General features: G+C 43.5%; 25 protein-coding genes and 1 other RNA gene. 4 read left to right on the plus strand and 22 right to left on the minus strand.

Annotation, left to right across the window (positions count from 1 at the left end; genetic code table 11):
• Nucleotides 1-6 precede the first annotated feature (6 nt).
• Both AM279_RS02140 and AM279_RS02145 read left to right on the plus strand, forming a co-directional pair.
• Complete coding sequence (locus AM279_RS02140) at nt 7-552, plus strand: DUF6452 family protein (protein ID WP_054406024.1); 546 nt, start codon at nt 7-9, stop codon at nt 550-552.
• On the plus strand, nt 527-1309 hold the full coding sequence (locus tag AM279_RS02145; RefSeq protein ID WP_054406025.1) for a DUF6048 family protein: 783 nt from the start codon (nt 527-529) through the stop codon (nt 1307-1309). Before AM279_RS02140 ends, AM279_RS02145 begins: the two co-directional genes overlap by 26 nt.
• A 166-nt stretch (nt 1310-1475) precedes the next feature.
• On the opposite strand, the gene AM279_RS02150 is transcribed toward AM279_RS02145, so the two are convergent.
• Together AM279_RS02150 and AM279_RS02155 are read right to left on the minus strand one after the other, a co-directional pair.
• Nucleotides 1476-3650 carry a DUF7619 domain-containing protein gene (locus AM279_RS02150; protein ID WP_160316415.1) on the minus strand — a complete coding sequence of 725 codons (2175 nt, stop codon included), beginning with the start codon at nt 3648-3650 and terminating at the stop codon, nt 1476-1478.
• A gap of 112 nt (nt 3651-3762) precedes the next feature.
• The gene (locus tag AM279_RS02155) at nt 3763-5109 is read right to left on the minus strand and encodes a DEAD/DEAH box helicase (RefSeq protein ID WP_054406027.1); all 1347 of its coding nucleotides are present in this window, start codon (nt 5107-5109) and stop codon (nt 3763-3765) included.
• A gap of 165 nt (nt 5110-5274) precedes the next feature.
• On the opposite strand from AM279_RS02155, the gene AM279_RS02160 reads away from it, so the two are divergent.
• Nucleotides 5275-5529, plus strand: a complete 255-nt coding sequence (locus AM279_RS02160) for a hypothetical protein (RefSeq protein ID WP_054406028.1) — start codon at nt 5275-5277, stop codon at nt 5527-5529.
• Between the two features lie 78 nt (nt 5530-5607).
• On the opposite strand, the gene ypfJ is transcribed toward AM279_RS02160, so the two are convergent.
• From ypfJ to panB, 7 genes are all read right to left on the minus strand, one after another.
• Nucleotides 5608-6456, minus strand: a complete 849-nt coding sequence (gene ypfJ / locus AM279_RS02165; protein WP_054406029.1) for a KPN_02809 family neutral zinc metallopeptidase — start codon at nt 6454-6456, stop codon at nt 5608-5610.
• Nucleotides 6457-6590: 134 nt separating this feature from the next.
• Entirely contained in the window at nt 6591-7469 is an 879-nt protein-coding gene (locus AM279_RS02170) for a flavodoxin family protein (RefSeq protein ID WP_054406030.1), read from the minus strand.
• Nucleotides 7470-7494: 25 nt separating this feature from the next.
• On the minus strand, nt 7495-8838 hold the full coding sequence (locus tag AM279_RS02175) for a hypothetical protein (RefSeq protein WP_054406031.1): 1344 nt from the start codon (nt 8836-8838) through the stop codon (nt 7495-7497).
• Between the two features lie 163 nt (nt 8839-9001).
• Nucleotides 9002-10348 carry a hypothetical protein gene (locus AM279_RS02180; protein WP_054406032.1) on the minus strand — a complete coding sequence of 449 codons (1347 nt, stop codon included), beginning with the start codon at nt 10346-10348 and terminating at the stop codon, nt 9002-9004.
• A 138-nt stretch (nt 10349-10486) separates the two neighbouring features.
• Nucleotides 10487-11176 (minus strand): RluA family pseudouridine synthase, encoded by a 690-nt coding sequence (locus AM279_RS02185; RefSeq protein ID WP_054406033.1) that lies wholly within the window; start codon nt 11174-11176, stop codon nt 10487-10489.
• A gap of 41 nt (nt 11177-11217) precedes the next feature.
• Nucleotides 11218-11568, minus strand: a complete 351-nt coding sequence (locus AM279_RS02190; protein ID WP_054406034.1) for a four helix bundle protein — start codon at nt 11566-11568, stop codon at nt 11218-11220.
• Between the two features lie 42 nt (nt 11569-11610).
• Nucleotides 11611-12429 (minus strand): 3-methyl-2-oxobutanoate hydroxymethyltransferase, encoded by an 819-nt coding sequence (gene panB / locus AM279_RS02195; RefSeq protein WP_054406035.1) that lies wholly within the window; start codon nt 12427-12429, stop codon nt 11611-11613.
• A 685-nt stretch (nt 12430-13114) separates the two neighbouring features.
• On the opposite strand from panB, the gene rnpB reads away from it, so the two are divergent.
• Nucleotides 13115-13430: RNase P RNA component class A (gene rnpB, locus AM279_RS02200), an RNA gene on the plus strand.
• Here the strand turns inward: rnpB and AM279_RS02205 are convergent.
• The 13 genes from AM279_RS02205 to AM279_RS02265 form a co-directional block, all read right to left on the minus strand.
• A complete protein-coding gene (locus tag AM279_RS02205) occupies nt 13428-14039 on the minus strand; it encodes a hypothetical protein (RefSeq protein WP_054406037.1) in 612 nt (203 codons plus the stop codon). The two genes, rnpB and AM279_RS02205, sit on opposite strands and share 3 nt — an antisense overlap.
• A 6-nt stretch (nt 14040-14045) precedes the next feature.
• Entirely contained in the window at nt 14046-14621 is a 576-nt protein-coding gene (gene rsmD / locus AM279_RS02210) for a 16S rRNA (guanine(966)-N(2))-methyltransferase RsmD (protein ID WP_054406038.1), read from the minus strand.
• Nucleotides 14618-15418 carry a DUF3822 family protein gene (locus tag AM279_RS02215; protein WP_054406039.1) on the minus strand — a complete coding sequence of 267 codons (801 nt, stop codon included), beginning with the start codon at nt 15416-15418 and terminating at the stop codon, nt 14618-14620. Before AM279_RS02215 ends, rsmD begins: the two co-directional genes overlap by 4 nt.
• A 76-nt stretch (nt 15419-15494) precedes the next feature.
• On the minus strand, nt 15495-16229 hold the full coding sequence (locus tag AM279_RS02220; RefSeq protein WP_054406040.1) for a carboxypeptidase-like regulatory domain-containing protein: 735 nt from the start codon (nt 16227-16229) through the stop codon (nt 15495-15497).
• A complete protein-coding gene (locus AM279_RS02225) occupies nt 16229-16921 on the minus strand; it encodes a carboxypeptidase regulatory-like domain-containing protein (RefSeq protein ID WP_054406041.1) in 693 nt (230 codons plus the stop codon). Before AM279_RS02225 ends, AM279_RS02220 begins: the two co-directional genes overlap by 1 nt.
• A 10-nt stretch (nt 16922-16931) precedes the next feature.
• A complete protein-coding gene (locus tag AM279_RS02230; protein ID WP_054406042.1) occupies nt 16932-17567 on the minus strand; it encodes a peptidase associated/transthyretin-like domain-containing protein in 636 nt (211 codons plus the stop codon).
• A gap of 10 nt (nt 17568-17577) precedes the next feature.
• Nucleotides 17578-18210, minus strand: a complete 633-nt coding sequence (locus AM279_RS02235) for a peptidase associated/transthyretin-like domain-containing protein (RefSeq protein ID WP_143090347.1) — start codon at nt 18208-18210, stop codon at nt 17578-17580.
• A gap of 210 nt (nt 18211-18420) precedes the next feature.
• On the minus strand, nt 18421-19272 hold the full coding sequence (locus AM279_RS02240) for an alpha/beta hydrolase (RefSeq protein ID WP_054406044.1): 852 nt from the start codon (nt 19270-19272) through the stop codon (nt 18421-18423).
• A gap of 60 nt (nt 19273-19332) precedes the next feature.
• The gene (locus tag AM279_RS02245) at nt 19333-20094 is read right to left on the minus strand and encodes a C40 family peptidase (protein ID WP_054406045.1); all 762 of its coding nucleotides are present in this window, start codon (nt 20092-20094) and stop codon (nt 19333-19335) included.
• 108 nt (nt 20095-20202) lie between these two features.
• Nucleotides 20203-21381, minus strand: a complete 1179-nt coding sequence (locus tag AM279_RS02250) for an acetyl-CoA C-acyltransferase (RefSeq protein ID WP_054406046.1) — start codon at nt 21379-21381, stop codon at nt 20203-20205.
• A gap of 218 nt (nt 21382-21599) precedes the next feature.
• The gene (locus AM279_RS02255) at nt 21600-22100 is read right to left on the minus strand and encodes a hypothetical protein (RefSeq protein ID WP_054406047.1); all 501 of its coding nucleotides are present in this window, start codon (nt 22098-22100) and stop codon (nt 21600-21602) included.
• A 98-nt stretch (nt 22101-22198) separates the two neighbouring features.
• Nucleotides 22199-23017, minus strand: a complete 819-nt coding sequence (locus AM279_RS02260) for a hypothetical protein (protein WP_054406048.1) — start codon at nt 23015-23017, stop codon at nt 22199-22201.
• Between the two features lie 56 nt (nt 23018-23073).
• On the minus strand, nt 23074-23907 hold the full coding sequence (locus tag AM279_RS02265; protein ID WP_054406049.1) for a UDP-2,3-diacylglucosamine diphosphatase: 834 nt from the start codon (nt 23905-23907) through the stop codon (nt 23074-23076).
• Nucleotides 23908-23964: the final 57 nt, after the last annotated feature.

Genomic DNA, 23964 nt, shown 5'->3' on the forward strand with positions numbered 1-23964 from the left:
CCCGCTATGAAAAAATTAGTTGCCTGTATTGTTGTTTTTGGCACGCTTATGGTTTACCTGAGCAGCTGCGAAAAAGACGACCTGTGTGCCGATGGTACCCTTACCACACCCAGCCTGGTTATTGCCTTTTATGATGCCAACAACCGCACGCAGCTAAAATCGGTTACGGGCCTGCAATATTTTGCCGAGGGCAGGATAGACACGCTTTCGCCAGGAACGGTAAACCGCATACGTGTACCGCTAAAAACCGACCTGAATAACACCAAGTGGGGCTTTATTTTTAACGAAGTATTTTCAGGCAGTACGGTGCCTAACCTTGATTATCTTGATTTTAGCTATGTAACCAGCGAAGAATATATATCAAGAGCCTGTGGGTACCGCTCTATTTTTCATTTAGACCCAAGTGTTCCCGGAGACCTTAACCCCCTGATTACCGATGGCGATGCTACACGATGGATTCAGGAGGTTGAAGTGATGACCACCGAAATAACAGACGAATTTGAAACCGCAGAAGACGACGAAAACGATGTACACATTAAGATATATTTTTAGCCTTTTTGTACTGGTGTCGTTTTGTGCTGCAGCACAGGAACAGCCTAAAGACAGTACTGCAAACAAAGTGCCCGGGCCTTACCCGCAGCGCTATGGCCTGCGTATAGGGGCCGATGTGCACAGGGCGGCACGATCTGTGTATGATGATGATTTTAGGGGGATAGAGCTGGTGGGCGATTTTCGCCTGTCAAGAAAAATGTATGCCGCCGCTGAGCTGGGTACTACTAAAATCACGGTAGATGAGCCGCAGTTAAACTTTACAGCAAACGGCAGCTATATAAAGCTGGGCTTTGATTATAACGTATACCAAAACTGGCTTGATATGGAAAACATGATATATGCCGGTATGCGCTATGGTTTCAGTACGTTTAAGCAAACGCTTAATTCATACACCATATACCAGAATTCTGATATCCTTACCAATGATGATGTTAACGGTTCTTACAACTATTTTGATGAAGTAACCGTTTACCCTAATACTGAATACAGCAGCCTTACAGCCCATTGGGTAGAAATAGTAGGGGGCTTTAAGGCTGAAGTGCTTGATAATGTATTTATTGGCCTTAGCGCACGCCTTAATATAAAGCTGGCCGAAACTGAGCCCGCCGGTTTTGCCAACCTGTATATACCGGGCTTTAACCGCACTTATGAAGGTGCTTTTGGCGTAGGTTTTAACTATACCATATCGTACCTTATACCGTTGTTTAAAAAGCAGCCCAAACCCGCAGAACCTGCTCCGGTAAAGAAAAAACAATAAATTACATATCCCCGTAATAACAAAAATGCCGCCCGAAAGGGCGGCATTTCGCATAGTTAACTAATCATCACTTTAATTTAACTACTACTTTTTATTTTTGGAATTTTACTAAGGTGGTGCAAAGGTTTCCCTTACTGCTTTTCGGGGAAACCCTGCCAAAACCAATCTATTTCACCACTAATTTTTGGGTTGCGTGTGTGCTGCCGGCCTGCACGGTTACAAAATACACACCGCTGTTCAAGGCTGATACATCAAGCGTTACTTCGCCGTTAACCTGTGATTTTAATACTGTTTTGTCCAGCACATCAGTAATTATAACCCCGGCATTTACAGTATCCTGAAGTTTTATGTTTACGCTGTTGTTAGCCGGGTTAGGGTACAGGGCAAAGGTTTCTTTAACCACAGCATCAATAGCCATTGTTTCTATGGTTGTGTTGTAGGTATTGGTTATTACTGCTGTGTTAAAGTCAAAGTATATGCCCACCTGTGCGCTCATGGTGTCGCCTACCTGCACGCTTGCTTTTGGCTTAATTTTGTAAATTACATAACCGTGGCTGGCAGCTTCATTGCTGGTGCTGTCGGGCAGGTTTATGGTATCAAACATAAACTTTATGTTGTCTTCGGTACGATAGGCCTGGTAGTTGTGGCTGGCATTTATAGGCTCAAACGTATCCCAGTCCAGCTTATCGTCCAGTATGCCTTCAACCCTTACATTGGTAGCAGGAAACGTACCAGTGTTCTGGAAACGCACCATGTAGTGCAGGTAGCCGTCTGCCTGTTCTTCGGTAATAAATTCGCCCTCACGGCAGGTAATATCGTTAGGGTCGTAAGAATTTACAATCTGGTGGTCCAGCACATAGGTGTTATTATCAGGGTTTGCATCGCCTGTAAGGGGATTTGCCACGGCTGTAAAGGTTATTACATCGCCTATATTAAGTGCAGGAGGGGCTGCAAGCGTGCCCGAGAAGTAAAAATACTGCGTTTCGAAAGCACTTAGGTCAGTGTAGTTTACCGTTAGCATATTGCCAGATTGTGTAAAGCCGGGTGAAGGGATATAAGCCAGGTTGCTGGCATCATACTGTATGGTAATGCTGCCGCTAACCGTTGTAGTACCCAGGTTTTGCAGTACTACTACATAAGCGGTTTCAAAACCCGGTACAGCAAACGTAGATGGGTATATATAAACCAATATATCCTGAACGGGAGCGGCTGCTGTTATGCAAAAATCATTATCTATGGGGTCGTTACCCGGAAATGTTACAGCCATGCTTTGCGGAGATACATTAAATCCGGGTATGGCTTCTACACTTACATACGATTCGCCATCAGGTACATTGGTAAACTCGTAGTAACCATTGGCATCGGTATAAGCATAATATGTGGTGTTTTCATGTGTGTATGAAACCCAAACACCGGCGGCAGGGTTATCGTTGCCATCGCAGCCATCATTATTTCCATCATATTTTACTGTGCCGGAAAATGAGTTGCCGGTAAGGTTGCATTCCGTAACAATAAGCTGCAACGGTAATATGGTTATGCAGCCACTACCGGCAACCGCCCTGATGTATACCGTTACTATTTGTGGCATAACTGGTGATATGTAGCTTGAAAGGGATGGTACCGGGTTTGTGCCGTTTTCGGCATCTATAAAAGTTTCATGTACAGTAACACCGTCAATACCCTCAATACTTTCAATAGCTTCAACCAGGGTTGCCAGGTCAAAAGTTTCAAAACCATCGCCATCTTCATCGCAGGCTATCAATGGGTTTGGTGGTACAAGGGCAGGCCCGTTTCCTGTAATGGTAACGGTAAAGCTGCTTTCGTCATTGCAAACACCGTTAACGGCGTGTATATAAATGGTTTGGCTGGTAGTTATTGCAGTGCCGCTTTGCAGTGGTGTGCCGCCCATATTGGGTTCGGTATAATAGAGTGAAGGCCACTGTATAAAGGGCAGGATAAAGCTGCCGCAGGTAACCACATCATCAAATTCTGGTACTTCAATGCCCTGATGCATACTAATGATAAAATCATCAACATCATAATCGCCGTTTGCGTTGTTTTCAACACGCACCCAAATGGTTTGTTGCCAGCCGTTGATAATATAAGCCTGAGGGTTGGTTATGGCGGCGGTATTGGCGTTAGCGTTGGCTTCGGTTGTAAAAAAGGTAACGCTGTATTCATCAGGATTCTGGTCGCCTAAAATAACGGGCGATAATGCTGCGAGGTCAAAAACCTCATACATGCATTGGGAAATTTCGTCAACCTCATAAGCGGTTGCCTGTGCCCGCGCACCAAGGCTGCAAAAGGCAGCGAAGGCTAAGGTGAGTAAAAATTTTTTCATAACGGTAGGTTTTATGTTTGCTGTATAAACAAACATTATGTTAAAAACCCTACGTTATGAAAATTGCTTTATGCTAAAACACCAGTAAAATAAGGATAAAATAATTGAAAAATTATTTTCCCCTTTTCTTTTTGGCAGCTTTTTTGGCTTCGGCAGCACGGTTGCGCGGCGCAGTTTTGCGAGGTGTACGCTTACCGGGGCCACCTAAGTTTACCTTTTTATTTTTATCAGATTTTTCATGGAAAGCGCCCCCGCCATCAAGCTTAACCTTTTTAAGCAGGAATTTTACTTTCTTTTTGTCCTTTTCAAATTCAAGCAGTTTTTCGGCAATAACTACATCTTCCGGAATAGGCAGTATTTCGATTTCCTTTTCCATAAGCACTTCTGCCGCCAGTTGAATTTCTTCCTCACGAGGGCTTATAAAGCTTATGGCTGTACCTTCTTTATCGGCACGCCCGGTGCGCCCTATGCGGTGAATGTACTGCTCAGGCACTTCGGGGAACTCCATGTTTACAACGTGGCTTATATCGCTTATATCAAGGCCGCGTGCCATAACATCGGTAGTAACAATACCCCTTAAGCCGCCATCCTGAAACGTGGCCATGGTGTTTAGCCTGTAGTTTTGCGATTTGTTGCCGTGTATAACACCAAACTGCCCGCTAAAATCTTCTTCAAGTGATGTAAATAACAGGTCGGCTGTTTTTTTGTTGTTCACAAATACCAGCACACGCTCCATTGATTCGTCCTGCAATAATTCTTTAAACAGGTTTATCTTGGTAAGGAAGTTGGGCACGGCATAGCCCTGCTGGGTGATTTTTTCGAGCGGTGTGCCGCTTGCCGCAAGCGATACTTCTTCAGGGAAATCAAAAAAGTCGTTCAGCATCTCGTCCACTTCATCCGTCATGGTGGCAGAGAATAATATGTTTTGCCTCTTGTCTTTCATCATAGAAAGTATAGAGGTTACCTGGAAACGGAAGCCCAGGTTTAGTATTTCGTCAAATTCGTCTATAACCAGCTTTTGCAGCGAGTCAAAACGCACAACGCCGTCAAGCGCCAGGTCCATTAGCCTGCCCGGTGTGCCCACCAGCACATCTACGCCCTCATACACGTTCTTTTTCTGGGTATTGATGTTTACCCCTCCATATACGCCCAGTGTGCGCACCGACATGTATTGCGTAAGTTTTACCACCTCTTCGGCTACCTGAACCACAAGTTCGCGGGTGGGTACAAGTATTACCACACGGGGGGCATCGGTAGCGGCAAATTTCCATTGTTTTAAAATGGGCAGCAGGTAGGCAAAGGTTTTACCTGTACCGGTTTGTGCAATACCCATCATATCGCGGCCACTCATAATTACCGGCATGGCCCGCTCCTGTATGGGGGTGGGGGTGGTAAAGCCAAGTTCGTCTAACGCTTTTTGCAGCGATTTTGGCAGGTCTAAATCATGAAATGTGGCCATGCGGTTAAATTTTTTGCAAAGATAGGTTTTTTACGGCAAACGGCTAAGATTAGTTCTATACCGCTAATTGTAAGGTTAAAAAGGAGTTAAGTGTAAGAAAATTAACAAAATGTTGTCAATAATTGAATTTCAGCCTGTTAATTTAGTAGATATAAAATAATTGCTATGTCAGAATTTGTAGTAGTGGGAGACCACATAACCGTTGCTTCTATAAGAAGCTACCTTTTTGCCAAGCGTATAGACAAGGGCGACACCCTGGTGCTGAACCCAATGGACTATGAGCACCTTGTGGGCGATATTAAAGAATCGGGCGAACCGATAGATATACCGCTAAACGTGCTGGGCGTGCTGCTTGCCAAAGACCCATCGGGCGATGTGCCTGTGGGCAAGGTGCAAATTGTTAAAAACGAAAAGCTATAGAAAATTTGTGTTTGTTTATAAATGTAAAACCCCGTGTGAGTAGTGCCATACGGGGTTTTTACTTTTTGTATTTATCATTTACTGTAGACTTTTAAAAGTATCTCCCTGGTTTATATCCCCGGTTTCAAAGCCTTTTTTAAACCAGTACATGCGTTGTTGCGACGTGCCGTGCGTAAACGAATCAGGCACTACATGCCCCTGCGAACGCTTTTGTATGGCATCATCGCCCACGGCGTTTGCAGCACTAAGGGCTTCTTCAATATCGCCCTCTTCCAGTATATTCTTCATTTTCTGGTCATAATGTGCCCACACACCAGCGTAAAAATCGGCCTGTAGTTCTAAGGCTACCGATAGTTTATTGGCCTCAGCCTCAGATAGGTTTTCCTGGGCTTTACGCACTTTTTCGTTTGTGCCCAGCAGGGTTTGCACGTGGTGGCCTATTTCGTGGGCTATAACATAGGCCACGGCAAAATCGCCACCCTTTGCCCCGTAGCGGGATTGCAGCTCATCAAAAAATGAGAGGTCCATGTACACTTTTTGGTCTAACGGGCAGTAAAATGGCCCTACGGCAGATGAAGCCCCGCCACAGGCCGTTTGCACGCCATCTCGAAACAGCACCAGTTTAGGGTACTTGTAGGTCATGCCGTTTTCTTCAAAAATTTTGGTCCAAACATCTTCAGTATCAACCAGTATGGCGTTTACCATTTCGCCCTGTTCTTTATCGCGGGCGCTGAGTTCACGGGTTTGGCCGGGCTGGGTTTGAATCTGGTTATTGATGTCGTTAAGCACACTGGCATCGCCACCCATAAACATATTGATGAGCAGTACAATAATACCAATAATACCGCCACCCACGGCTACCTGCCCGCCCGAAACACCCCGGCGGTCTTCCATATTTTCACTTTGCCTGCGGCCTCCCCATTTCATATCTGTACGATTTTTATGAGTTGAAATTAAGTAAAATAACAGTAAACAGGCGGTATTTTATTAACATTTTAGCATTTGCCTTTAATAAAAAAGGCAGCACAAACGGCTGCCCTGATTTTACGTGTTTATTTAAGCTATTCAAAAGCAATAGCGCGGGTTTCTATGTTGGTTTCGCCGTTAATGGTCATATCGCGCTGGTAAAACATATTGTAAGGCCATCCCGATGTGTGAATGTAAGCGCCATAATAATCTTCAAAACCACTGGCTGTTACTGCCTTGGTGTTCTCCGTTCCTAAAAAGTCGCCAATAAACTCGCCCATTGCGCTTTGTACGGACTCATCATCATAAGTCTGGAAAAACTTAATGAGGTAGGCTTCGTCTTCAAAATCAATTTCCTCAAGCACCAGGTACAGTTCTGATTTAACAGGTATGCCCAGGTCTCCGGCTTCTTCAGATGTATCAGATATTTCTTCGCCAAGGGTCATGGCAGTGCCATAAAAAGAGTGAAACTGCTGTATGTCTACCAAAAGCCCTTCTTCAACACTTTCGCGGGTGTTGATGGTTTTAAGGCTTTTGATAAAGAAAGGGGGCAACTTGGTGGTTTTTTCAAGATTGGCGATGCTCTTTTTAAGGTGTTCGTTTATTTCTTTCCAGTTAAGCAGCTCTTCATATTCGCCCATTTCGTTAGTTTTAAAGCGCACCGTAAGGCCATCTACAAGCCCGGCCGTTTTAGACGATGCACTTTTATCTGCCGATTTAAAGTCGCGGTATTTCCATTCAACGGTATAACTGTTTTCGGTAGAGTCTTTTATGGTAATGTCTACCTTATAATCTACGTGAAAGGTTACGGTAGTATCAGTGCCCTTAACCTTAAGCTTTTCATGCACTATGCTGTAGCTATGTGCCTCGTTTTTATCCCAGTAGGCAACAACCTGAACGGTAGAGTCCGCGGGGTTAATCTGGCAAAAGGCTTTGGCTGCAATAAGCAGGAATACAAGTAAAAATCGGTTCATAATGTTGGTTTAGGCGGCAAATATATTAAAATCCGAACCTGAAACCAAGGTAGGCATCTGCCTGGTGTGTATCGGCAATGGCGGCCGAAAGTATAGAGCCGGAACCCAAATAAAAGAAACCTGCACGCAAGCCAAAACCCGCTGTAAAATCAGATATTTCGTTTACAGACATAGGGACAAAAACTTCAAAATTGCTGAGTGAAAAACGGGGTATAAGCGTTATCATGTTTTGCACGGCTATCTGGTTGTTGTTATTGTCTTCATTAAACTTTTGCTGAATGTATAGCGCTGCATAAAAGTTGCTTACAAAATTTACATCGGCATAGGCGGCAATGTAAGTGGGCAGGTTTATTTTAAAGTCGCGGTTTGTTTGTGTTAGTGTTACAAAGCCACTTTGCAGCAATATGTCTTCAACTTCCTGAATGTTATCTACGTTTTCAAACTGATTGAGGTTGAGCGACTGATTTGCCGGAATATTTAGGTTGTAGTTATTTTCGCGGTTGTTATCATCTTTAAATGTAAGGCTGCCTATATTTTTTAAAGACAGGCCGGCATTTATAAAATAGCGCCCGGGGTCGGTACTGCTTTTTAACTGGTAGTTAACGCCTATATCTGCACCAAAACCGTTTAATCCGCCGGCGAAGAATTTGGTATAATTACTGCTGTCATCAAAACCGTTAGCAAGAGAGCCGCTATAGGCAAAGTTAAGGCTTGCAGTAGCATTTGTAAGGGCAACATCATTATTATTGTTAATTACAATACCATCAAGGTTTCCTGCACCAATATTTGCATAAGACCCGGGAAACAAAAGTTTTAAATTAACCCCTACACTTAGCTTTTGTTTATCGGTTTCTAAAAGGGTTTTGGCTACATTAATACCTATTTCTCCCCAGGATGTGGCTACACCACGCTGGTTAAAATTGTCAATAATATCATAAACCTCAGTAACATTATCTATACCGCCATTTGTTACCGCATTAGCAAGGGCAGGGTTAAGGTCTATCATATCGGCACGCACTTTTGCAGTAGTGGAAACCCCAAAGGCCCAGCTGCGGTATTTAACTGCAAACGAAGGCCCCAGCAACTCTATGTCTGTACGCAGGTTTGTAGGTTGCGTACCGCTAAAAACAAGGTCGCTAAAATTTTCGCCGCTCACAATATCGCCAAAGGTTATTTTATTATTTGCAATCCCGGCACTTACACCAAAAACATTGAGTTCGTATTTAGTGGTCAGGTTTGCCAGTTCGGCGGGGTTTATCCCGGCATTTAAAAAGCTAACGCGGCGTGATGTGCTCATGCCTGCAAAATGTTGCTGTGCAATTACAGATGTGCCGGTAAGCACAAAAGCTAATAGTAAGGTTTTTTTCATAAAAGGAGATTTAATAGTTGATTAGAGAACAATAAAAATAAATAAAAAATCTAATTAGCAACTACTTACAACCTAATTCGTAATGTTTCTTAATAAAATAATAACAAAAAAAATCCTCCAAAAATGAAGGATCTGGTATTGTGCTATAAACAGGAAACAAACCTTAAAAAGCCCAGCGGAAGCCCAGGTAAGCATCGGCCTGGTGGGTGTCGCCATCACTAAGCAAGGCGGTTAAAACAGAGCCTGAGCCTATAAAAAAGCCGCCATACCTAACGCCCAGCCCCGCGGCAAACCCCGAAATTTCGTTTGAAGACAGGGGAGCGAAGAACTCATATTTACCCGGTGAGAAACGGGGTATAAGGGTAACTGTGTTTTGTGCGGGAATCTGGTTTTGGCTTACATCGCTAACCAGCTTTTGCTGAAGGTAGCCGGTTATGTACCATGCGTTATACACTTTTACATCGGCATACAGCGAAAACATGGCGGGCAGTTTGGCCACAAAATCATTAGATTGCTTTGTAATCTTGGCATAGCCACTTTGCAGCAGTAGTGCCTCAATCTGGCTTATGGTGCTTACGTTTGCAAACTGGTTAAGGTTAAGATACTCGCCCTGCGGCACGTTTAATACATACGTATTACTCTCGTTGCCACTATCCCTGAATTTCATGCTGCCCAGGTTGCGGAACGACAGCCCCACATTTATACGGTAGCCGGTATCGGTTTCCTGTTTCCAGCGGTAGTTAAAGCCAAAGTCTACCGCAAAGCCGTGGGGGCCGTTACCAAAATAATTGGTAAAGTTACCCGAATCGGTAAAATCATTCCCCAGCGAGCCGGAGTAGGCAAAGTTAAGGCTTGTAGAAGCATCTGTTAAGCCTATACCGCCGGTGTAGCCCTCTATGGTGCCTGTAAAGTTGCTGGAGTACATCCTGGCGTAAGAACCCGGAAAGAGTACTTTAAATGTAACGCCTGCGTTTAAGGTATGCCCATTATCGCTATAGATTTCCCGTGCGGCAGAAAGGCCTATTTCGCCCCAGGTGGTTGCTGCGGCACTCTGGTTGTAGTCTACCAGTACGGCTGCTGCCGCTGCAAGCGAATCTACACCGCTATCGGCTATAACAGCACGGCCCAATTGCGGATTAATGTCTTTAATATTGGCCTTGGTTTTACCGGCTGTTGTTATGGCAAATGCCCATTTCCCTTTTTTGAATGCAAATGACGGACCCAGAATTTCGAGGTCGGCATTAAGGTTGGCCGGGGCATTACCATCAAAAAGCAGGTCGGTAAACTCGCGGTCGCCCCACAACTGGCTAAAGGCCATTTTGTTGTTGGTGAAATTAGCGCTAAAGGTTATGATGTTGGCTTCGTTTTCTGAAGTGATATTGACAAGCTCGGCAGGGTTTAAGGCACCGCTAATAATACCGGTGCGTTGCGATGTATTGATGCCCGCATAATGCTCCTGTGCCTGCATACTGTAGCAGCACAGCACAGTTAAAATCAGTATTGCTCTCATAGTTGTGTGGTTTTTAACCAATTTAAGAATTAGTTAGCAACTGTTTATCTATGAGTGTGTTATAACTGTGTGAATGTTAGGTAGATATAAAAGGGGCTTTTAAGAATAAAAACGTTTTCGTTTAACAGGTTGTGATATTTATACCGATTTCCAAACCGAATCATCGGGCACCGGGGCGGTAATAACCAGCTGTTCTTTAGTAACCGGGTGTGTAAGCTGCAACCTCCTGGCGTGCAGGTGTATGCCGCCATCGGGGTTGCTGCGGCCGGCGCCATATTTAAGGTCGCCTTTAATGGGCGAGCCTATTGCGGCCAGCTGAGCGCGTATCTGGTGGTGGCGGCCGGTGTGCAGGTCAATTTCGAGCGCAGTGTAGTTTTGCAGGTGCCTGATTATCTTGTAGTCAAGGCTGGCCTTTTTACTGCCTGAAACCTCTTTAGTGTGGGCGTGGCTGGTGTTGCTTTTTTCGTTGCGGGTAAGGTAGTGCACCAGTGTACCATTTTCCTGAACAGGCGGGTTTTTTACCACTGCCCAGTAGGTTTTTTGGGTTTCACGGTTTTTAAACAGTTCGTTAAGCCTTGTTAGTGCCTTGCTGGTGCGGGCAAATAGCACTATGCCTGTAGTGGGCCTGTCGAGCCTGTGCACCACACCCAGGAATACTTCGCCGGGTTTGTTATACTTATCCTTAATATACTCCTTAACCACATCGCTAAGGGGCTTATCGCCAGTTTTATCGCCCTGCACAATATCGCCCACGCGTTTGTTGACCACTATTATGTGGTTGTCTTCGTAGAGGACGTTTAGGTTTTCTTTTGTGGATAGTACTTTCAAAATGGATTGTTAGATTATTGGATTTTTAGATTGTTAGAAAGCTACGATAGCGTTGATCGAAACTTAGATGTCATCCTGATGATAGCCTGAAGTTTTAGTATTAAGGCTTCGAGTTCTTCAGGCTTTAAAAAACCCAAATCTGAAGAAATCAGTAATTGTGCTTCAACTTCGAATGCAGAGCCTATTGCAATCTCTAAAAATCTTGAAAAATCTTTGTTAGAACTTCTTGAAGAGCCTTCGGCTATATTACAGGGGATAGAAACAGAAGCGCGGCGCAACTGGTTAGTTAAGCCAAATTTTTCTGACTCAGGAAATTTTGAAGTTACTGCATAAATATCGGTACAAAACTTCCTGCTTTGCTTCCAAATTTCCAAGTCCTTGAATCTATGCATACAGTCTAATAATCTAAAAATCCAATAATCTAACAATCCAGCTTAATATTGCTCCTTCTCGTTAGGGAAATCGCCGCTCTTAACATCTGCCGAATATTGTCCTATGGCCTGTGTCATGCCTTCAAACAGGTTCATGTAACGGCGCAGGAAACGTGGGCTAAACTCGTTGTTCATGCCCAGCATATCGTGTATAACCAGTACCTGGCCGTCTACACCGCCACCGGCACCAATGCCTATTACGGGTATGGTAAGGCTTTCGGCAACCCTTTGTGCAAGTGCAGCCGGAATTTTTTCGAGCACTACGGCAAAACAGCCCAGGCGCTCTAAAAGCTGTGCGTCTTCAATTAGTTTTTCGGCTTCGGCATCTTCTTTGGCACGCACGGTGTAAGAGCCGAATTTATATATACTTTGCGGCGTTAGCCCCAGGTGGCCCATAACGGGTATGCCTGCATGCAGCAGTTTTTTAACCGAGTCTTTAATTTCGGCACCGCCTTCCAGCTTAAGGGCGTGGGCACCGCTTTCTTTCATGATGCGTATGGCTGAGCGTAATGCCTCTTTTGGGTCGCTTTGATACGTACCAAACGGGAGGTCTACCACTACAAGGGCACGCTCTACACCACGCACTACCGATGAGGCGTGATACACCATTTGGTCGAGCGTAATGGGCAGGGTGGTTTCGTGGCCTGCCATAACGTTACTGGCCGAGTCGCCCACCAGGATTACATCTACACCCGCGGTATCAACTATTTTGGCCATGGTAAAATCATAGGCGGTTAGCATGGAGATGCGCTCTCCATTGGCTTTCATTTCAATAAGCGACTTGGTGGTTATGCGTTTGTAATCTTTTTTAGCGACTGACATAAGTTTTTGTTTTAGGGCGGTAAAGTTACGAATTAAAGTTTTCAGTCGCAGTCACAGTTTTCAGTTTGGACAGCCTGATGACTGCGACTGCGACTGAAAACTAAAAAATCCTATCTTAGTAACCTAAACATCAATCAAATGAAAAGAATATTACTTATAGCCCTGCTGGCGTTTGCGCCAATGGTTTTTGCACAGGATGAGGAAGCTGCCATTAAAAAATCGATACAAACTTTTTTTGAGGGTATGTATGCACGCGATACGGTAATGATTAAATCGGTTTGTGTGGACGGAATGGCACTGCATTCGGTTAATGTAAGGGCTAAGAGCACTAAATTTACCACTGAAGATGTAAGCGAATTTTACAAAGGTATTGCCGCTGTGCCTAAAACCGAAGTTTTTGAAGAAAAGCTGCTGGGCTTTAAAATACAGTATGACGATGGTATTGCCCAGGTGTGGACATCCTATGAGTTTTACTTTGGCAACAAGTTGAGCCACACCGGCAATAATGCCTTTACATTAGTAAAACATAATGGTGTGTGGAAGATAAGCTATATTGTTGATACGAGGAGAGCCCCCAGCCCCCAAAGGGGGAGTAGGCAGGTAGCAGGTAACAGTTTGCAGGCAGTAGCTCAACTTTCGACTTTTAAACTTTTGACTTTAGACTTAGAAAAGTATCTTTGCGCCCGAAACAGGCCGCCTTATCGCCCGTTAACCATTACGGGAGGAAAGTCCGGACACCATAGGGCAGCATAGCGGGTAACGCCCGTCACCCCGCGCAGGTGGGGGAGGACAAGTGCAACAGAAAGTATGTACAGGTAATGCTGTAGTGAAACCAGGTAAACTCTATGCGGTGAAATGCCATGTATACCGGCTATATGTAGGGCTGCCCGCCCGATGCCGGGGGGTAGGCAGATAGATACAGGCAGTAATGCCTGTGCCAGATAAATGATAAGGGTTCTTTTTTAAGGATACAGAATCCGGCTTACAGGCCTGTTTTTTTAATTTTTGAAGTAATCTTTCAGATTATTGATAATATCTTCGGTTGCGGTATATTTAGAATCTTTTAATGATAACGATTCTGTTACCAAAGGAAACTCATCAACAAAGTTTATATCCTCTATATTCTGAAGCCCAAAATCAGCCATGACCTTCGTAAAGAACACTTCATCAGTGCCCCAGTACTGTATGTATTTTGCTTTTTTTATAAATACTTCAATAAGCTTGTCATCATCCTGATAAAGTAAGCCAAATTCAAGGAAGCCGTCTAACGATAACTCATCCTTAAATTCGGTAATTTTCTCTAATATGACAGGCCTTTCAAGATATTGACTATAGTAAGGTTCGGTATCTATATGGCCATACACGAGGCATGATACATGGGGTAATCCCGAGAGCAATGCCTCAAACAAATTCCAAAGCCTGCTGTTATTTATGTTGATTTCGCTAAAAAAAGCAAACGGAAGTTCAGTTGTTGTATTACCATGAAGTGTATATCCTTCCACAAGGTTAGCCTGTTCACTTCTTAAAATATTACTTAAAATTTCAGGAGTGTTAGCAACCTCGTCTTTTGTGGCAAGGTGTACTGTTATAGGTAGTTCTAATTTCTTCATATAAAATTACTCCTCCTCGCCATCTTCATCCACTTCATCTTCCCGTTCAAATTCAAAGAAGCTGAAAATACTGCCTCCGTATTTCTTTAAGAATGAAAAATTTGTAGCGTGCTCCAGTTTGGTGTACTTGCTGTGCTCTATAATCATGATGCCGTCTTCCTGCAGGAGCCCGTTTTCAAAAATAAGGTGAACCAGCTCTTCAAAATGCTTTTGCTCCATGTTGTAGGGCGGGTCGGCCACAATAACATCATAGGCCGAACGGTGTGCAGCGAGGAATTTAAACACATCGCTTTTAATGGCAGTAATGTTAAACTCAAACTCGGCGGCGGTTTGCTTTATGAACTTTACACAGCCAAAATCGGCATCTACGCTGGTAATGCTGTCGGCGCCGCGAGAACCAAACTCATAGCTCAGGTTGCCCGTGCCGCTAAAAAGGTCGAGCACCTTAAGGCCGTCAAATTCAAGGCGGTTGTTGAGTATGTTAAACAACGATTCCTTGCTCATATCAGTGGTAGGCCTTACGGGCAGGTTTTTGGGTGCGTTTATCCTGCGGCCTTTATATTTTCCGGAAATAATCCTCATGCGTTTAGTAAAATAAAGTGGGTTGATGCTTGCTGCGGGGTTACCTGCCACCTTTGGGCAAGCGCGGTGGTATCGTGTAGCGCCACGTGGCGAATGTAGGTGTAAGCAGCCTCAAACAGTGCGCTCTCCTGCGTAATATCGCCCAATAGCCATACCTTAACCGTTTCGGGGTTTAGTGAAAGTTGTTCGAGGGTAAAGAGCAGGTAGTATAAAAAGTCTACCGGGGCGGCATATTCAAACGAATTGAACAGCAGTAACTTTTGGTCCTGCGCCACCACAATTTCAAAGTGGGTGGGCTGTATGTGTACAAATACCTGTTTTTCTTCTATATTAACGCTGGCATCCAGCAGTTTTTCTACCAGTATGCTGTTGGTGTTTTTATAGTCAAAGCTGCCCAGGCGGTCAATTAAAAAGTTATTAACGTTCATAAGCGGCACATATACATTGGCCATGTCATGGCCCTGCAGGCTGTCCCACGCAAAAAAATCGCCTTCAAACACGCGGGTGCTGTATTGCAGGTAGCTGCCGGGGTAGTTTTCGTCAAACAGTGCATTGGGCACCAGGGTATTAAAACTGTTGTCGTGCAGTACCAGGGTGTTGTCAAACTGTAGTTTCAGCTCCGGGTGGTGTACAAAAACCTTCCACAGCTCATCGTCTATATTACTGCCTTTAGGGAAGTTTACCTGATGCAAGTTGCTAACCTGTCCGTTAAGGGTGTCAAACTCGCAAAAAGACATACCGGTGGCGGCCACCTGCAGGGCGAGTTTCTTGTAATTACGGTGGGTTATGCTGTTCATGTAGTGCTTGCTTGGGTTACAAATTTACAATATTGTACTGCAAAGTTGGGCAGGCAAGGGGTACTAAAATATGAAATTACTTAAAAATACTGCCTATACCGTGCAGTATGCGCCCTACAAATGTGCGGCGTTTGGTTTGCAGCTCCTTCGCCGGTACCGTTGTTATGGCGCCCATTGTTATAGTGTGTTTTTGAGTACTGTAACCCATTATTATTACTTCTTCCATTAGCGAGCCATCGGGTTCAAGGCATATGGTGTATGTATCTTGTGCTGTAATGGTTACCAACGTTTTTAAATAGCCCTGGTATTCAACGGAAAGGACATTGCCTACGGCGGCGCGGATGCTAAACATGCCGTTTAAATCGGTACTGACTGTGCCTGATTGCAGTGATACGGTAGCGCCGGGAAGAGGCAGGCCGTCCTGATCTGTAACAGTGCCGGTTATGGTTTTAGGGCCACCCGGCATCATGAATTTGCCTTTTACTACGTGTTGCTCCGTTTCAGTTTGAGGTGTTTGTGCCAGAGCGCCTGCGCTACCTAAGCTCAACGCTGCCAATGCTGCTGCACCCGCCCACAGGCTATTTTTTTCTTTTGGGATAACCAGTTCGCGGTCCAGTTGTGTGTTGAGGAACCTGCCGCATAATTTTTCGTCACGGTTATAGGCTGCTACAATCTCGCGGTCGGTAGCGCGGGTAAAGTCAACCACGGTTTTCTGGCAGGCAGCGCAAAACCGGCCGCGGTCGGCTGGGGTCATATTCTGCCAGTTTTCGTGGCAGGGTTTGGGGATTGATATTTTGATTTTATGATCCATTACCTGAATATATTGCCTATGGCGTGAAATATGCGTCCAAAAAATGTACGTTCTTTAGGGGTTGTTTCCCATACAGCTACACTCATTTGAACCCAAGTTATATTTTTTAATGTAATTGGGTAGTCATCTTCTTTTGTTACCTCTATTTCTTTATTATGCTCACCAAATGTAACAATCAGTATGTCGCCCACTTCTCCCTGAATATTAAAATTACCATCAAAATCAGTTACGGTTGTTAATTCTTCTTTACTTTGAATGGTTACTTTACAACCCGGGATAGGCATTCCCTCGCTATCTGTTATTATTCCGGTTATTGTTTTAGTTATGATTGATTTGGATTTACCTACTAATACCTCATTTTTAACCTCACGTAACTCTGTTTTTTCAGGTGTTTGCGCCAAAGTTTCTACACCACCCATACTCAGTACTGTTAATGCTGCGGCCCTTGCCCACAGGCTATTTTTTTCTTTTGGGATAACCAATTCCCGGTTGAGTTGAGTGCTAAGGAAACGCCCGCATAGTTTTTCGTCACGGTTGTAGGCCGCTACAATTTCGCGGTCGGTAGCGCGGGTAAAGTCAACCACGGTTTTCTGGCAGGCAGCGCAAAACCGTCCGCGGTCAGCGGGAGTCATGTTGTCCCAGTTTTCGTGGCAGGGTGTGGGGATTGATATTTTTATGCCGGATGCAGCCATAAGTGCTTATTTATTGTTTTGGCTTGATAAGCATTTTCCCCATTATAGTTGTATGAACTTCCTGTTTAACTACACGGCTGAGCACTACTTTGTAGTATGATTCGTCAGTAACTTTTATCTCAGCAGTTTCAAAATCGTCATGTATTATCTGTATGTAATCTCCCGTTTTTGCAGTTACAGAAAACTTACCATTTTTATCTGTTGTGCCGCTATTGGTATTATTAACCATTACAGTACAGCCGGCCAGGGCAATATTGTAATATACATTTCCTGTAATGGTGCGTGGTTTGGCAGGGGTAAACCGGTTATTTGAATCAGGTTCGGTTTGTTCTGTTTGTACTGAGTTTTGCGCATTTGCCGCCGTAGTGCCCAAGCTTAATAATGCTAAGGCTGCTGCGCCTGCCCACAGGCTTCCTTTTTCTTTTGGGATAAGCAATTCCCGGTTGAGTTGAGTGCTAAGGAAACGCCCGCATAGTTTTTCGTTACGGTTATAGGCAGCTACAATCTCGCGGTCGGTAGCACGGGTAAAGTCAACCACGGTTTTCTGGCAGGCAGTGCAAAACCGTCCGCGGTCAGCGGGAGTCATGTTGCCCCAGTTTTCGTGGCAGGGTGTGGGGATTGATATTTTTATGCCGGATGCAGCCATAAGTGCTTATTTATTGTTTTGGCTTGATAAGCATTTTCCCCATTATAGTTGTATGAACTTCCTGTTTAACTACACGGCTGAGCATTACTTTGTAGTATGATTCGTCAGTAACTTTTATCTCAGCAGTTTCAAAACCGTCATGTATTATCTGTATGTAATCTCCCGTTTTTGCAGTTACAGAAAACTTACCATTTTTATCTGTTGTGCCGCTATTGGTATTATTAACCATTACAGTACAGCCGGCCAGGGCAATATTGTAATATACATTTCCGGTAATGGTGCGTGGTGTGGCAAGGGGATGCCGGTTGTTTGAATCAGGTTCGGTTTGTTCCGTTTGTATTGAGGTTTGTGCATTTGCCGCCGTAGTACCCAGGCTTAATAGTGCCAATGCCGCTGCGCCTGCCCACAGGCTGTTTTTTTCTTTTGGGAAAACCAGTTCGCGGTCCAGCTGTGTATTGAGGAAACGCCCACATAGTTTTTCGTTACCGTTATAGGCTGCTACAATCTCGCGGTCGGTAGCGCGGGTAAAGTCAACCACGGTTTTTTGGCAGGCAGCGCAAAAGCGGCCACGGTCGGCTGGGGTCATATCCTGCCAGTTTTCATGGCAGGGGGTGGGGATTGATATTTTTATGCCTTGTACCATAGTACACTCTTTTTTATATAAGAGCATTTTTTATGGCGAAAGGTTGGGAGAGGTGCCTAAAATTTTTCAGGTCAAATTCCTGTAAACAATTTTAGAATTTCTACATGATTTAAGTATGCAATCTATTATTTGATTTCACACCGTGAATCCAAGTTCCAAAAGTGAAATATTAGCGTTAAAATATTGTTAAAAAGTAAGAAAAAAATTACTTTAATTGGTGTTTAAATTTTCCTGGATAAAGATTACCATACTTGGGTATACTTCAGAATAAATACTGTCATTCCAGTCATTATGCCCGCCATTTGGGTATAAATAGAGTTGGTTTACCACGCCCATTTCATTTAGTTTATTATGAAGCCTTGGGCCTTGGCTATCAGGTACTAAGGGGTCTTGTCCGCCATAAAATGAAATGGTTGGGGTACTGGTAGCGGTAACATAAGTTATTGGGCTAACCTCTTCAATTTTAGATATTTGAGGATTTTCTGACCCAGTTATGTTACGGATGTATCCGCTATATGCTGATAGTGAAGGATATTGAGGGTCAGAAAAGTCTGATGGGCCTACAAAGTTTACAACTGCCTTAATATCATGGTTTTGGTCAAATCCGTAAGAATAGAGCATGGACAGGTGCCCACCTGCGCTTGACCCCATTAAAGCATAATTGTTTGATAATGTGTAGTTTGATGAATTTAATTTAGCAAGGGCAAGGCCAATATCCTCAATTTGCTTTGAGTAGGCCGGGCTGGCAGAGGTAGCCAGCCTGTAGTTAAGATTAACTATCGCATAACCAGGGAATAAGCCTTGTAGGAATACCATGAAATCAGTATGTTCAGACTTGTCTCCGGCTTCCCATGCGCCGCCATGTATGTATATAACTGTCTTAGTTTCAGTAGTTCGGCCTGCCGGAAGATATATATCCATAGTTTGTTGAGGGTCAGTGCCGTAGTGTTCATTCTCAATAACAATGGCCTCGGATGGGTTATATGTTGGCGATGGGGTATCGTTTGAATTACAGCTTGTTAACAGTAAAAAAAGTGGTATTATGTATAGTATTCTTTTCATAATGCTTATTTTCCTTTAAATAACAAAAATCTCCTAATTAATATCTTAAATTATTGTTGGCTACAGTATTTTCTTGATTACCCGTAGTTTATGAGTGTGCCGGTTTGTGTCTACGTTGTAAATACCCAGGTGATCGAGCCTGTCTATACGCACCTTTCCGTGGGCATGGATAATGTGGTTGTCTTCCATAATGATACCTACATGGATTATGCGGCCTTCCTCATTATCAAAGAATGCCAAATCGCCGGGTTCACTTTCTTCAATAAAGCTAAGTGCTTCGCCCATAGTAGCTTGCTGAGATGCATCACGCAGCATATTGTGTCCATTAAGCTTGTATACCATTTGCACCATGCCTGAGCAGTCTATGCCAAAAGGGGTTTTACCGCCCCAAAGATAAGGCGTGTTGAGATACATAAAGGCCGTTTGTATGATTTCCTGCCTGCCTTTTTTGCCCGTAACACTCAGGCCTTCAAATACAAAGCCGTCAGTATTAATGCCAGGGTCTGAAAGAAATGATACATCTGCACCCAAGGGTATGGTTGCCAGCAGGTTGTTTGACGAGGTTACGTATTCAACCAGGTCTCCATTAAGGGTAACGGGGTTATTATGTATTGTATTGTATTGGTATTCAGTAATTAGCCTGAATTGTTTATTGTCTATCCAACCGTTATAGCCATCAAAAGCCAGCTCTATGCGGCTCCAGTTAAGGGTTTGTTCCAGTACTTTAAAGTAGTCGCCAAATAGTACCTGCGATGTCATTTCGCTGCGGTCTGAGGGTTCTAAACGGAGGGGTACAATGGCTAAATGACAGATACCGAACATTTAAGAGGCTTTAAAGTTTAAGGGTGGTACAAAAATATAATGCTGCTTCAGTTTACTACAAATATAGCAGTAAAATCTGAAGCAGCATTATGATATGAAAATAATCAGTTATGCTCTTTCAATAACAATTGCAGAAGCACCGCCACCACCGTTGCAAATGGCTGCAGCTCCGGTTTTTGCGTTGTTTTGTTCTAGTACATTGATAAGGGTAACTATAATCCTGGCACCTGAGCAGCCCAGTGGGTGGCCCAGTGAAACGGCACCTCCGTTTACATTAACTTTTTCAGCATCAAGGCCTAATATTTTGCTGTTGGCAAGGCCCACTACCGAAAATGCCTCGTTAAACTCAAAGAAATCAACATCTTCCTTGTTTATACCAGCTTTAGCAAGCGCTTTAGGTAATGCTTTGGCAGGGGCAGTGGTAAACCATTTTGGTTCCTGCTCGGCATCAGAATAGCTTTTAATGTAGGCTAATGGCTTAAGGCCAAGTTCGTTGGCTTTATCTTCACTCATAAGTACAAGTGCAGCAGCACCATCATTTATAGTAGAGGCGTTGGCAGCGGTAACGGTACCGTCTTTAGTAAACACGGCGTTAAGCGCAGGTATCTTGTCCAGCTTAACGTTAGTATATTCTTCGTCTTTGGTAACCATAATTGGGTCGCCCTTACGTTGCGGTACCGCAACCGGAACAACTTCATTATCAAACTTTCCGGCATCCCATGCGGAGGCAGAGCGTTGGTATGAGGCTATAGCGAAAGCGTCCTGCTCTTCGCGGGTTATATTATATTCTGTTGCACAGGCATCGGCAAAAACGCCCATTGCGTTGTTGTCATAAGCATCGCTAAGGCCATCACGCTGAAGGCCATCGGCCATAGATGCAGGGCCAAATTTAACGCCGTTACGCATGTGCACATAGTGTGGTATAAGGCTCATGTTTTCCATACCACCGGCCACAATAATTTCAGCATCGCCACACATAATAGCCTGTGCTGCCTGTGTAACGGCTTTCATACCGCTGGCACATACTTTGTTGACGGTAGTAGCAATAACGCTGTCCGGAAGCCCTGCAAACCTTGATGCCTGCCTTGCCGGAGCCTGGCCTACACCTGCCTGAACTACGTTACCCATTATTACTTCGTCTACAAGTTCTGGCTTAAGGCCTATTTTATCAAGAGCACCTTTAATAGCTGTAGCGCCCAGTTGTGGCGCGGCTACTGTTGAAAGACCTCCCATGAAACTGCCTATTGGCGTACGTACTGCCGATACTATTACTACTTTTTTATTCATGACTGTTTATAGCTGTTTATATAGTTTGTTGTTGCGAATTTAATGATTTATACCTTTTATAAAAACGATTAATTAAAAAATATTTTAAATATATTTATAATTGTTGCGAAATGATGAATAACTGTTTGTGTTTTGAAATATACAGTTTTAAATAATGTACTTAATAAAAAAAGCCGCTAAAAAAGCGGCTTATGGTAATTACGTCGTTAGAAGCAGTATTAAAATTTGAACCTGATACCCAATGCGATATCCGGGCCAAAGTTATCTCCTCTGTAGTCATCGTTAAAATATAGTTCCGGCCTGAAGTCAAGTGATAGCTGTAGTGGTATATCAAAGTTATATTCTATACCTATATCACCTGCTACAAATATAAATGTTCCATCATCATCAAAATCGTTTGATCCCGGGCCGTCATAATCATAGCTCCATGTACCTAAACCACCACCTACACCGGCATACCAGTTAAAGCCACCTTCAATATTCCATACCCATTGGTATAGGGCAGCAAGCTTAAAAGCATCATAGTTATTAGAGTTTCTCCAGCCAAGGTCAAGTTCAAGGCGGTTATTATCGCCTAATAGCCTTTGGTATGATATTTCACCACCAAAACCATCGTTATCGCCAAGGCGAAGACCCAGTGCATTTCTTCCGCCATCCTGCGCCTGTGCTGCAAATGCTAACCCTAGTAGCATAAAAGCAGATAAAAATAATTTTCTCATAATAATGAATTAGTTGTTTCTTATGAGCAAAATTAAAGACCTCTTTTTTGTAGGAATATAATGATGTTAAAGTTTTAACAGTTATCATTTTGTTAAAACTACTCTACATTATAAGTATCAAGTACTTCCTCTTGCTGTATGGTTCCTGATTGGGGTATGGGCAGGTTAACGTTTAATCCGGAAAGGTCTACCAGGTTATATTCTATTAGTGTTGATACATGTACGGCGCCAATGTTTTCTACATAATACTGGGTTGATGTAACCACATCCTGTTCCGGTAATACTTCAAACGGAATTGTAAAGCCTCCGGCATCAAAAAGTGCTGTAATAGTTAAGGTTAGTGTTATATTTACCGTTTTTACATTGCTGTAAGTATCACCACCCTGTACAGTGTGGCTATTCAGGGTTTCGCCGGTAGTTGCTTTTAGTTCATATTCAATACTAAGGTTATAGCCTTCTTCTGTTGGTTGCTCAATGGTACCGCTTGTAGTACCTAATTGAGTTCCTGCAGAAGCCGCAGAATCAAAAAAAGTAAAATCTGTAATGCTTAGTTCTACCGGAAAATATTCGCTAAAAGCAAATGCGGTGCTACCTGTTAATTGCAGCTTAGTGCCGTTTTGCCTTATAGCATTGCCGCTTAAAGCCCCGGAAAAGAAGCCGTTGGCCATGCTTTGTGTCTTTAGCTTTTTGTATGTAGTACTGCCCACTACAGTATCGTTGGCTACATATAATGAGTCGCGTCCTGTTGCCTGGCCGGCTTCCTGAGTGCTGGTAACATCATACACCCAATAATTACCCTGGCTTAAGGGCAGGTATACAGTATTGTCTATAGGAGGGGTATCGTTACTGTCATCGCTTGAGCAGGAAACAGCAAGCACAGATGCTGCTGCCATAATAAATAGGAATGTTTTTTTCATGTGTAGCTATAGTTATGTTTTTTGCGAATATAGCTAACATAAATGTATACCTTGGTTTAATTTTTATTAAAAAATAAAGTGGCAACAAGTTGCTGGCTTAGCAGTTGGTTGTCCATTTCTGGTAATTCTTCTTCGGTGCTAACCTCTATTTCATTAGTGTATTGATACAACTTCCATTTCTTTTTATGATACTCTAAAGCCGTTAGGTTTTCTATCCAGTCACCGGAATTAAGATAAGTTACGCTGCCTTTTTTATTGGTAATAACGGTGTGTTTTGGCTCATGTATATGCCCGCAAACTACATAGTCATAGTTGTTTTCAATGGCCAGGTCGGCCGCAGTGGTTTCAAAATCAGTAATAAATTTAACTGCTTTTTTTACACTGGCTTTAATTTTCTTAGAAAGGGAGTAGGGTTCACGGCCCATTTTAACCAGGCACCAGTTAACAAAACGGTTTAATAATATAAGATAGTCATAGCCTATGCCGCCCAGTTTGGCAATCCATTTTGCGTGGTGTACAGAATTATCAAAAATATCGCCGTGAAAAAACCAGGCCTTTTTACCGTCAAGTTCTAAAACTACTTTGTTTACAATAGAAAAATTACCCATTTCGGTATCGGCAAACTTCCTCAGCATTTCGTCATGATTTCCGGTAATGTAGTATACTTTGGTGCCCTTTCCGGCAAAATCAAGCAGTTTTTTAACTACTTTAAGGTGTGATTTAGGAAAGTATGATTTCCTGAACTGCCAGATATCAATAATATCTCCGTTAAGGATAAGGGTTTTGGGCTTAATTGTGCCCAGGTAGGCAAGCAGTTCTTTTGCGTGGCAGCCGTACGTGCCAAGGTGAACATCTGAAAGTACTACAACATCAACACTCCTTTTTTTCATTGGAAACGTTTCTTGCAAATTAAGAATGTGGGTGTAACTTATTTATTAGTAGAACTT

Origin of the sequence: Flavobacterium akiainvivens (assembly GCF_001278115.1) — a bacterium.
Lineage (GTDB): Bacteria > Bacteroidota > Bacteroidia > Flavobacteriales > Flavobacteriaceae > Flavobacterium > Flavobacterium akiainvivens.

Bases quoted from the DNA above. Each gene is read 5' to 3' on its own strand.
- AM279_RS02140 (WP_054406024.1), top strand. From the start codon at position 7: ATGAAAAAATTAGTTGCCTGTATTGTTGTTTTTGGCACGCTTATGGTT.
- AM279_RS02145 (WP_054406025.1), top strand. From the start codon at position 527: ATGTACACATTAAGATATATTTTTAGCCTTTTTGTACTGGTGTCGTTT.
- AM279_RS02150 (WP_160316415.1), bottom strand. From the start codon at position 3,650: ATGAAAAAATTTTTACTCACCTTAGCCTTCGCTGCCTTTTGCAGCCTT.
- AM279_RS02155 (WP_054406027.1), bottom strand. From the start codon at position 5,109: ATGGCCACATTTCATGATTTAGACCTGCCAAAATCGCTGCAAAAAGCG.
- AM279_RS02160 (WP_054406028.1), top strand. From the start codon at position 5,275: ATGTCAGAATTTGTAGTAGTGGGAGACCACATAACCGTTGCTTCTATA.
- ypfJ (WP_054406029.1), bottom strand. From the start codon at position 6,456: ATGAAATGGGGAGGCCGCAGGCAAAGTGAAAATATGGAAGACCGCCGG.
- AM279_RS02170 (WP_054406030.1), bottom strand. From the start codon at position 7,469: ATGAACCGATTTTTACTTGTATTCCTGCTTATTGCAGCCAAAGCCTTT.
- AM279_RS02175 (WP_054406031.1), bottom strand. From the start codon at position 8,838: ATGAAAAAAACCTTACTATTAGCTTTTGTGCTTACCGGCACATCTGTA.
- AM279_RS02180 (WP_054406032.1), bottom strand. From the start codon at position 10,348: ATGAGAGCAATACTGATTTTAACTGTGCTGTGCTGCTACAGTATGCAG.
- AM279_RS02190 (WP_054406034.1), bottom strand. From the start codon at position 11,568: ATGCATAGATTCAAGGACTTGGAAATTTGGAAGCAAAGCAGGAAGTTT.
- panB (WP_054406035.1), bottom strand. From the start codon at position 12,429: ATGTCAGTCGCTAAAAAAGATTACAAACGCATAACCACCAAGTCGCTT.
- AM279_RS02205 (WP_054406037.1), bottom strand. From the start codon at position 14,039: ATGAAGAAATTAGAACTACCTATAACAGTACACCTTGCCACAAAAGAC.
- rsmD (WP_054406038.1), bottom strand. From the start codon at position 14,621: ATGAGGATTATTTCCGGAAAATATAAAGGCCGCAGGATAAACGCACCC.
- AM279_RS02215 (WP_054406039.1), bottom strand. From the start codon at position 15,418: ATGAACAGCATAACCCACCGTAATTACAAGAAACTCGCCCTGCAGGTG.
- AM279_RS02220 (WP_054406040.1), bottom strand. From the start codon at position 16,229: ATGGATCATAAAATCAAAATATCAATCCCCAAACCCTGCCACGAAAAC.
- AM279_RS02225 (WP_054406041.1), bottom strand. From the start codon at position 16,921: ATGGCTGCATCCGGCATAAAAATATCAATCCCCACACCCTGCCACGAA.
- AM279_RS02230 (WP_054406042.1), bottom strand. From the start codon at position 17,567: ATGGCTGCATCCGGCATAAAAATATCAATCCCCACACCCTGCCACGAA.
- AM279_RS02235 (WP_143090347.1), bottom strand. From the start codon at position 18,210: ATGGTACAAGGCATAAAAATATCAATCCCCACCCCCTGCCATGAAAAC.
- AM279_RS02240 (WP_054406044.1), bottom strand. From the start codon at position 19,272: ATGAAAAGAATACTATACATAATACCACTTTTTTTACTGTTAACAAGC.
- AM279_RS02245 (WP_054406045.1), bottom strand. From the start codon at position 20,094: ATGTTCGGTATCTGTCATTTAGCCATTGTACCCCTCCGTTTAGAACCC.
- AM279_RS02250 (WP_054406046.1), bottom strand. From the start codon at position 21,381: ATGAATAAAAAAGTAGTAATAGTATCGGCAGTACGTACGCCAATAGGC.
- AM279_RS02255 (WP_054406047.1), bottom strand. From the start codon at position 22,100: ATGAGAAAATTATTTTTATCTGCTTTTATGCTACTAGGGTTAGCATTT.
- AM279_RS02260 (WP_054406048.1), bottom strand. From the start codon at position 23,017: ATGAAAAAAACATTCCTATTTATTATGGCAGCAGCATCTGTGCTTGCT.
- AM279_RS02265 (WP_054406049.1), bottom strand. From the start codon at position 23,907: ATGAAAAAAAGGAGTGTTGATGTTGTAGTACTTTCAGATGTTCACCTT.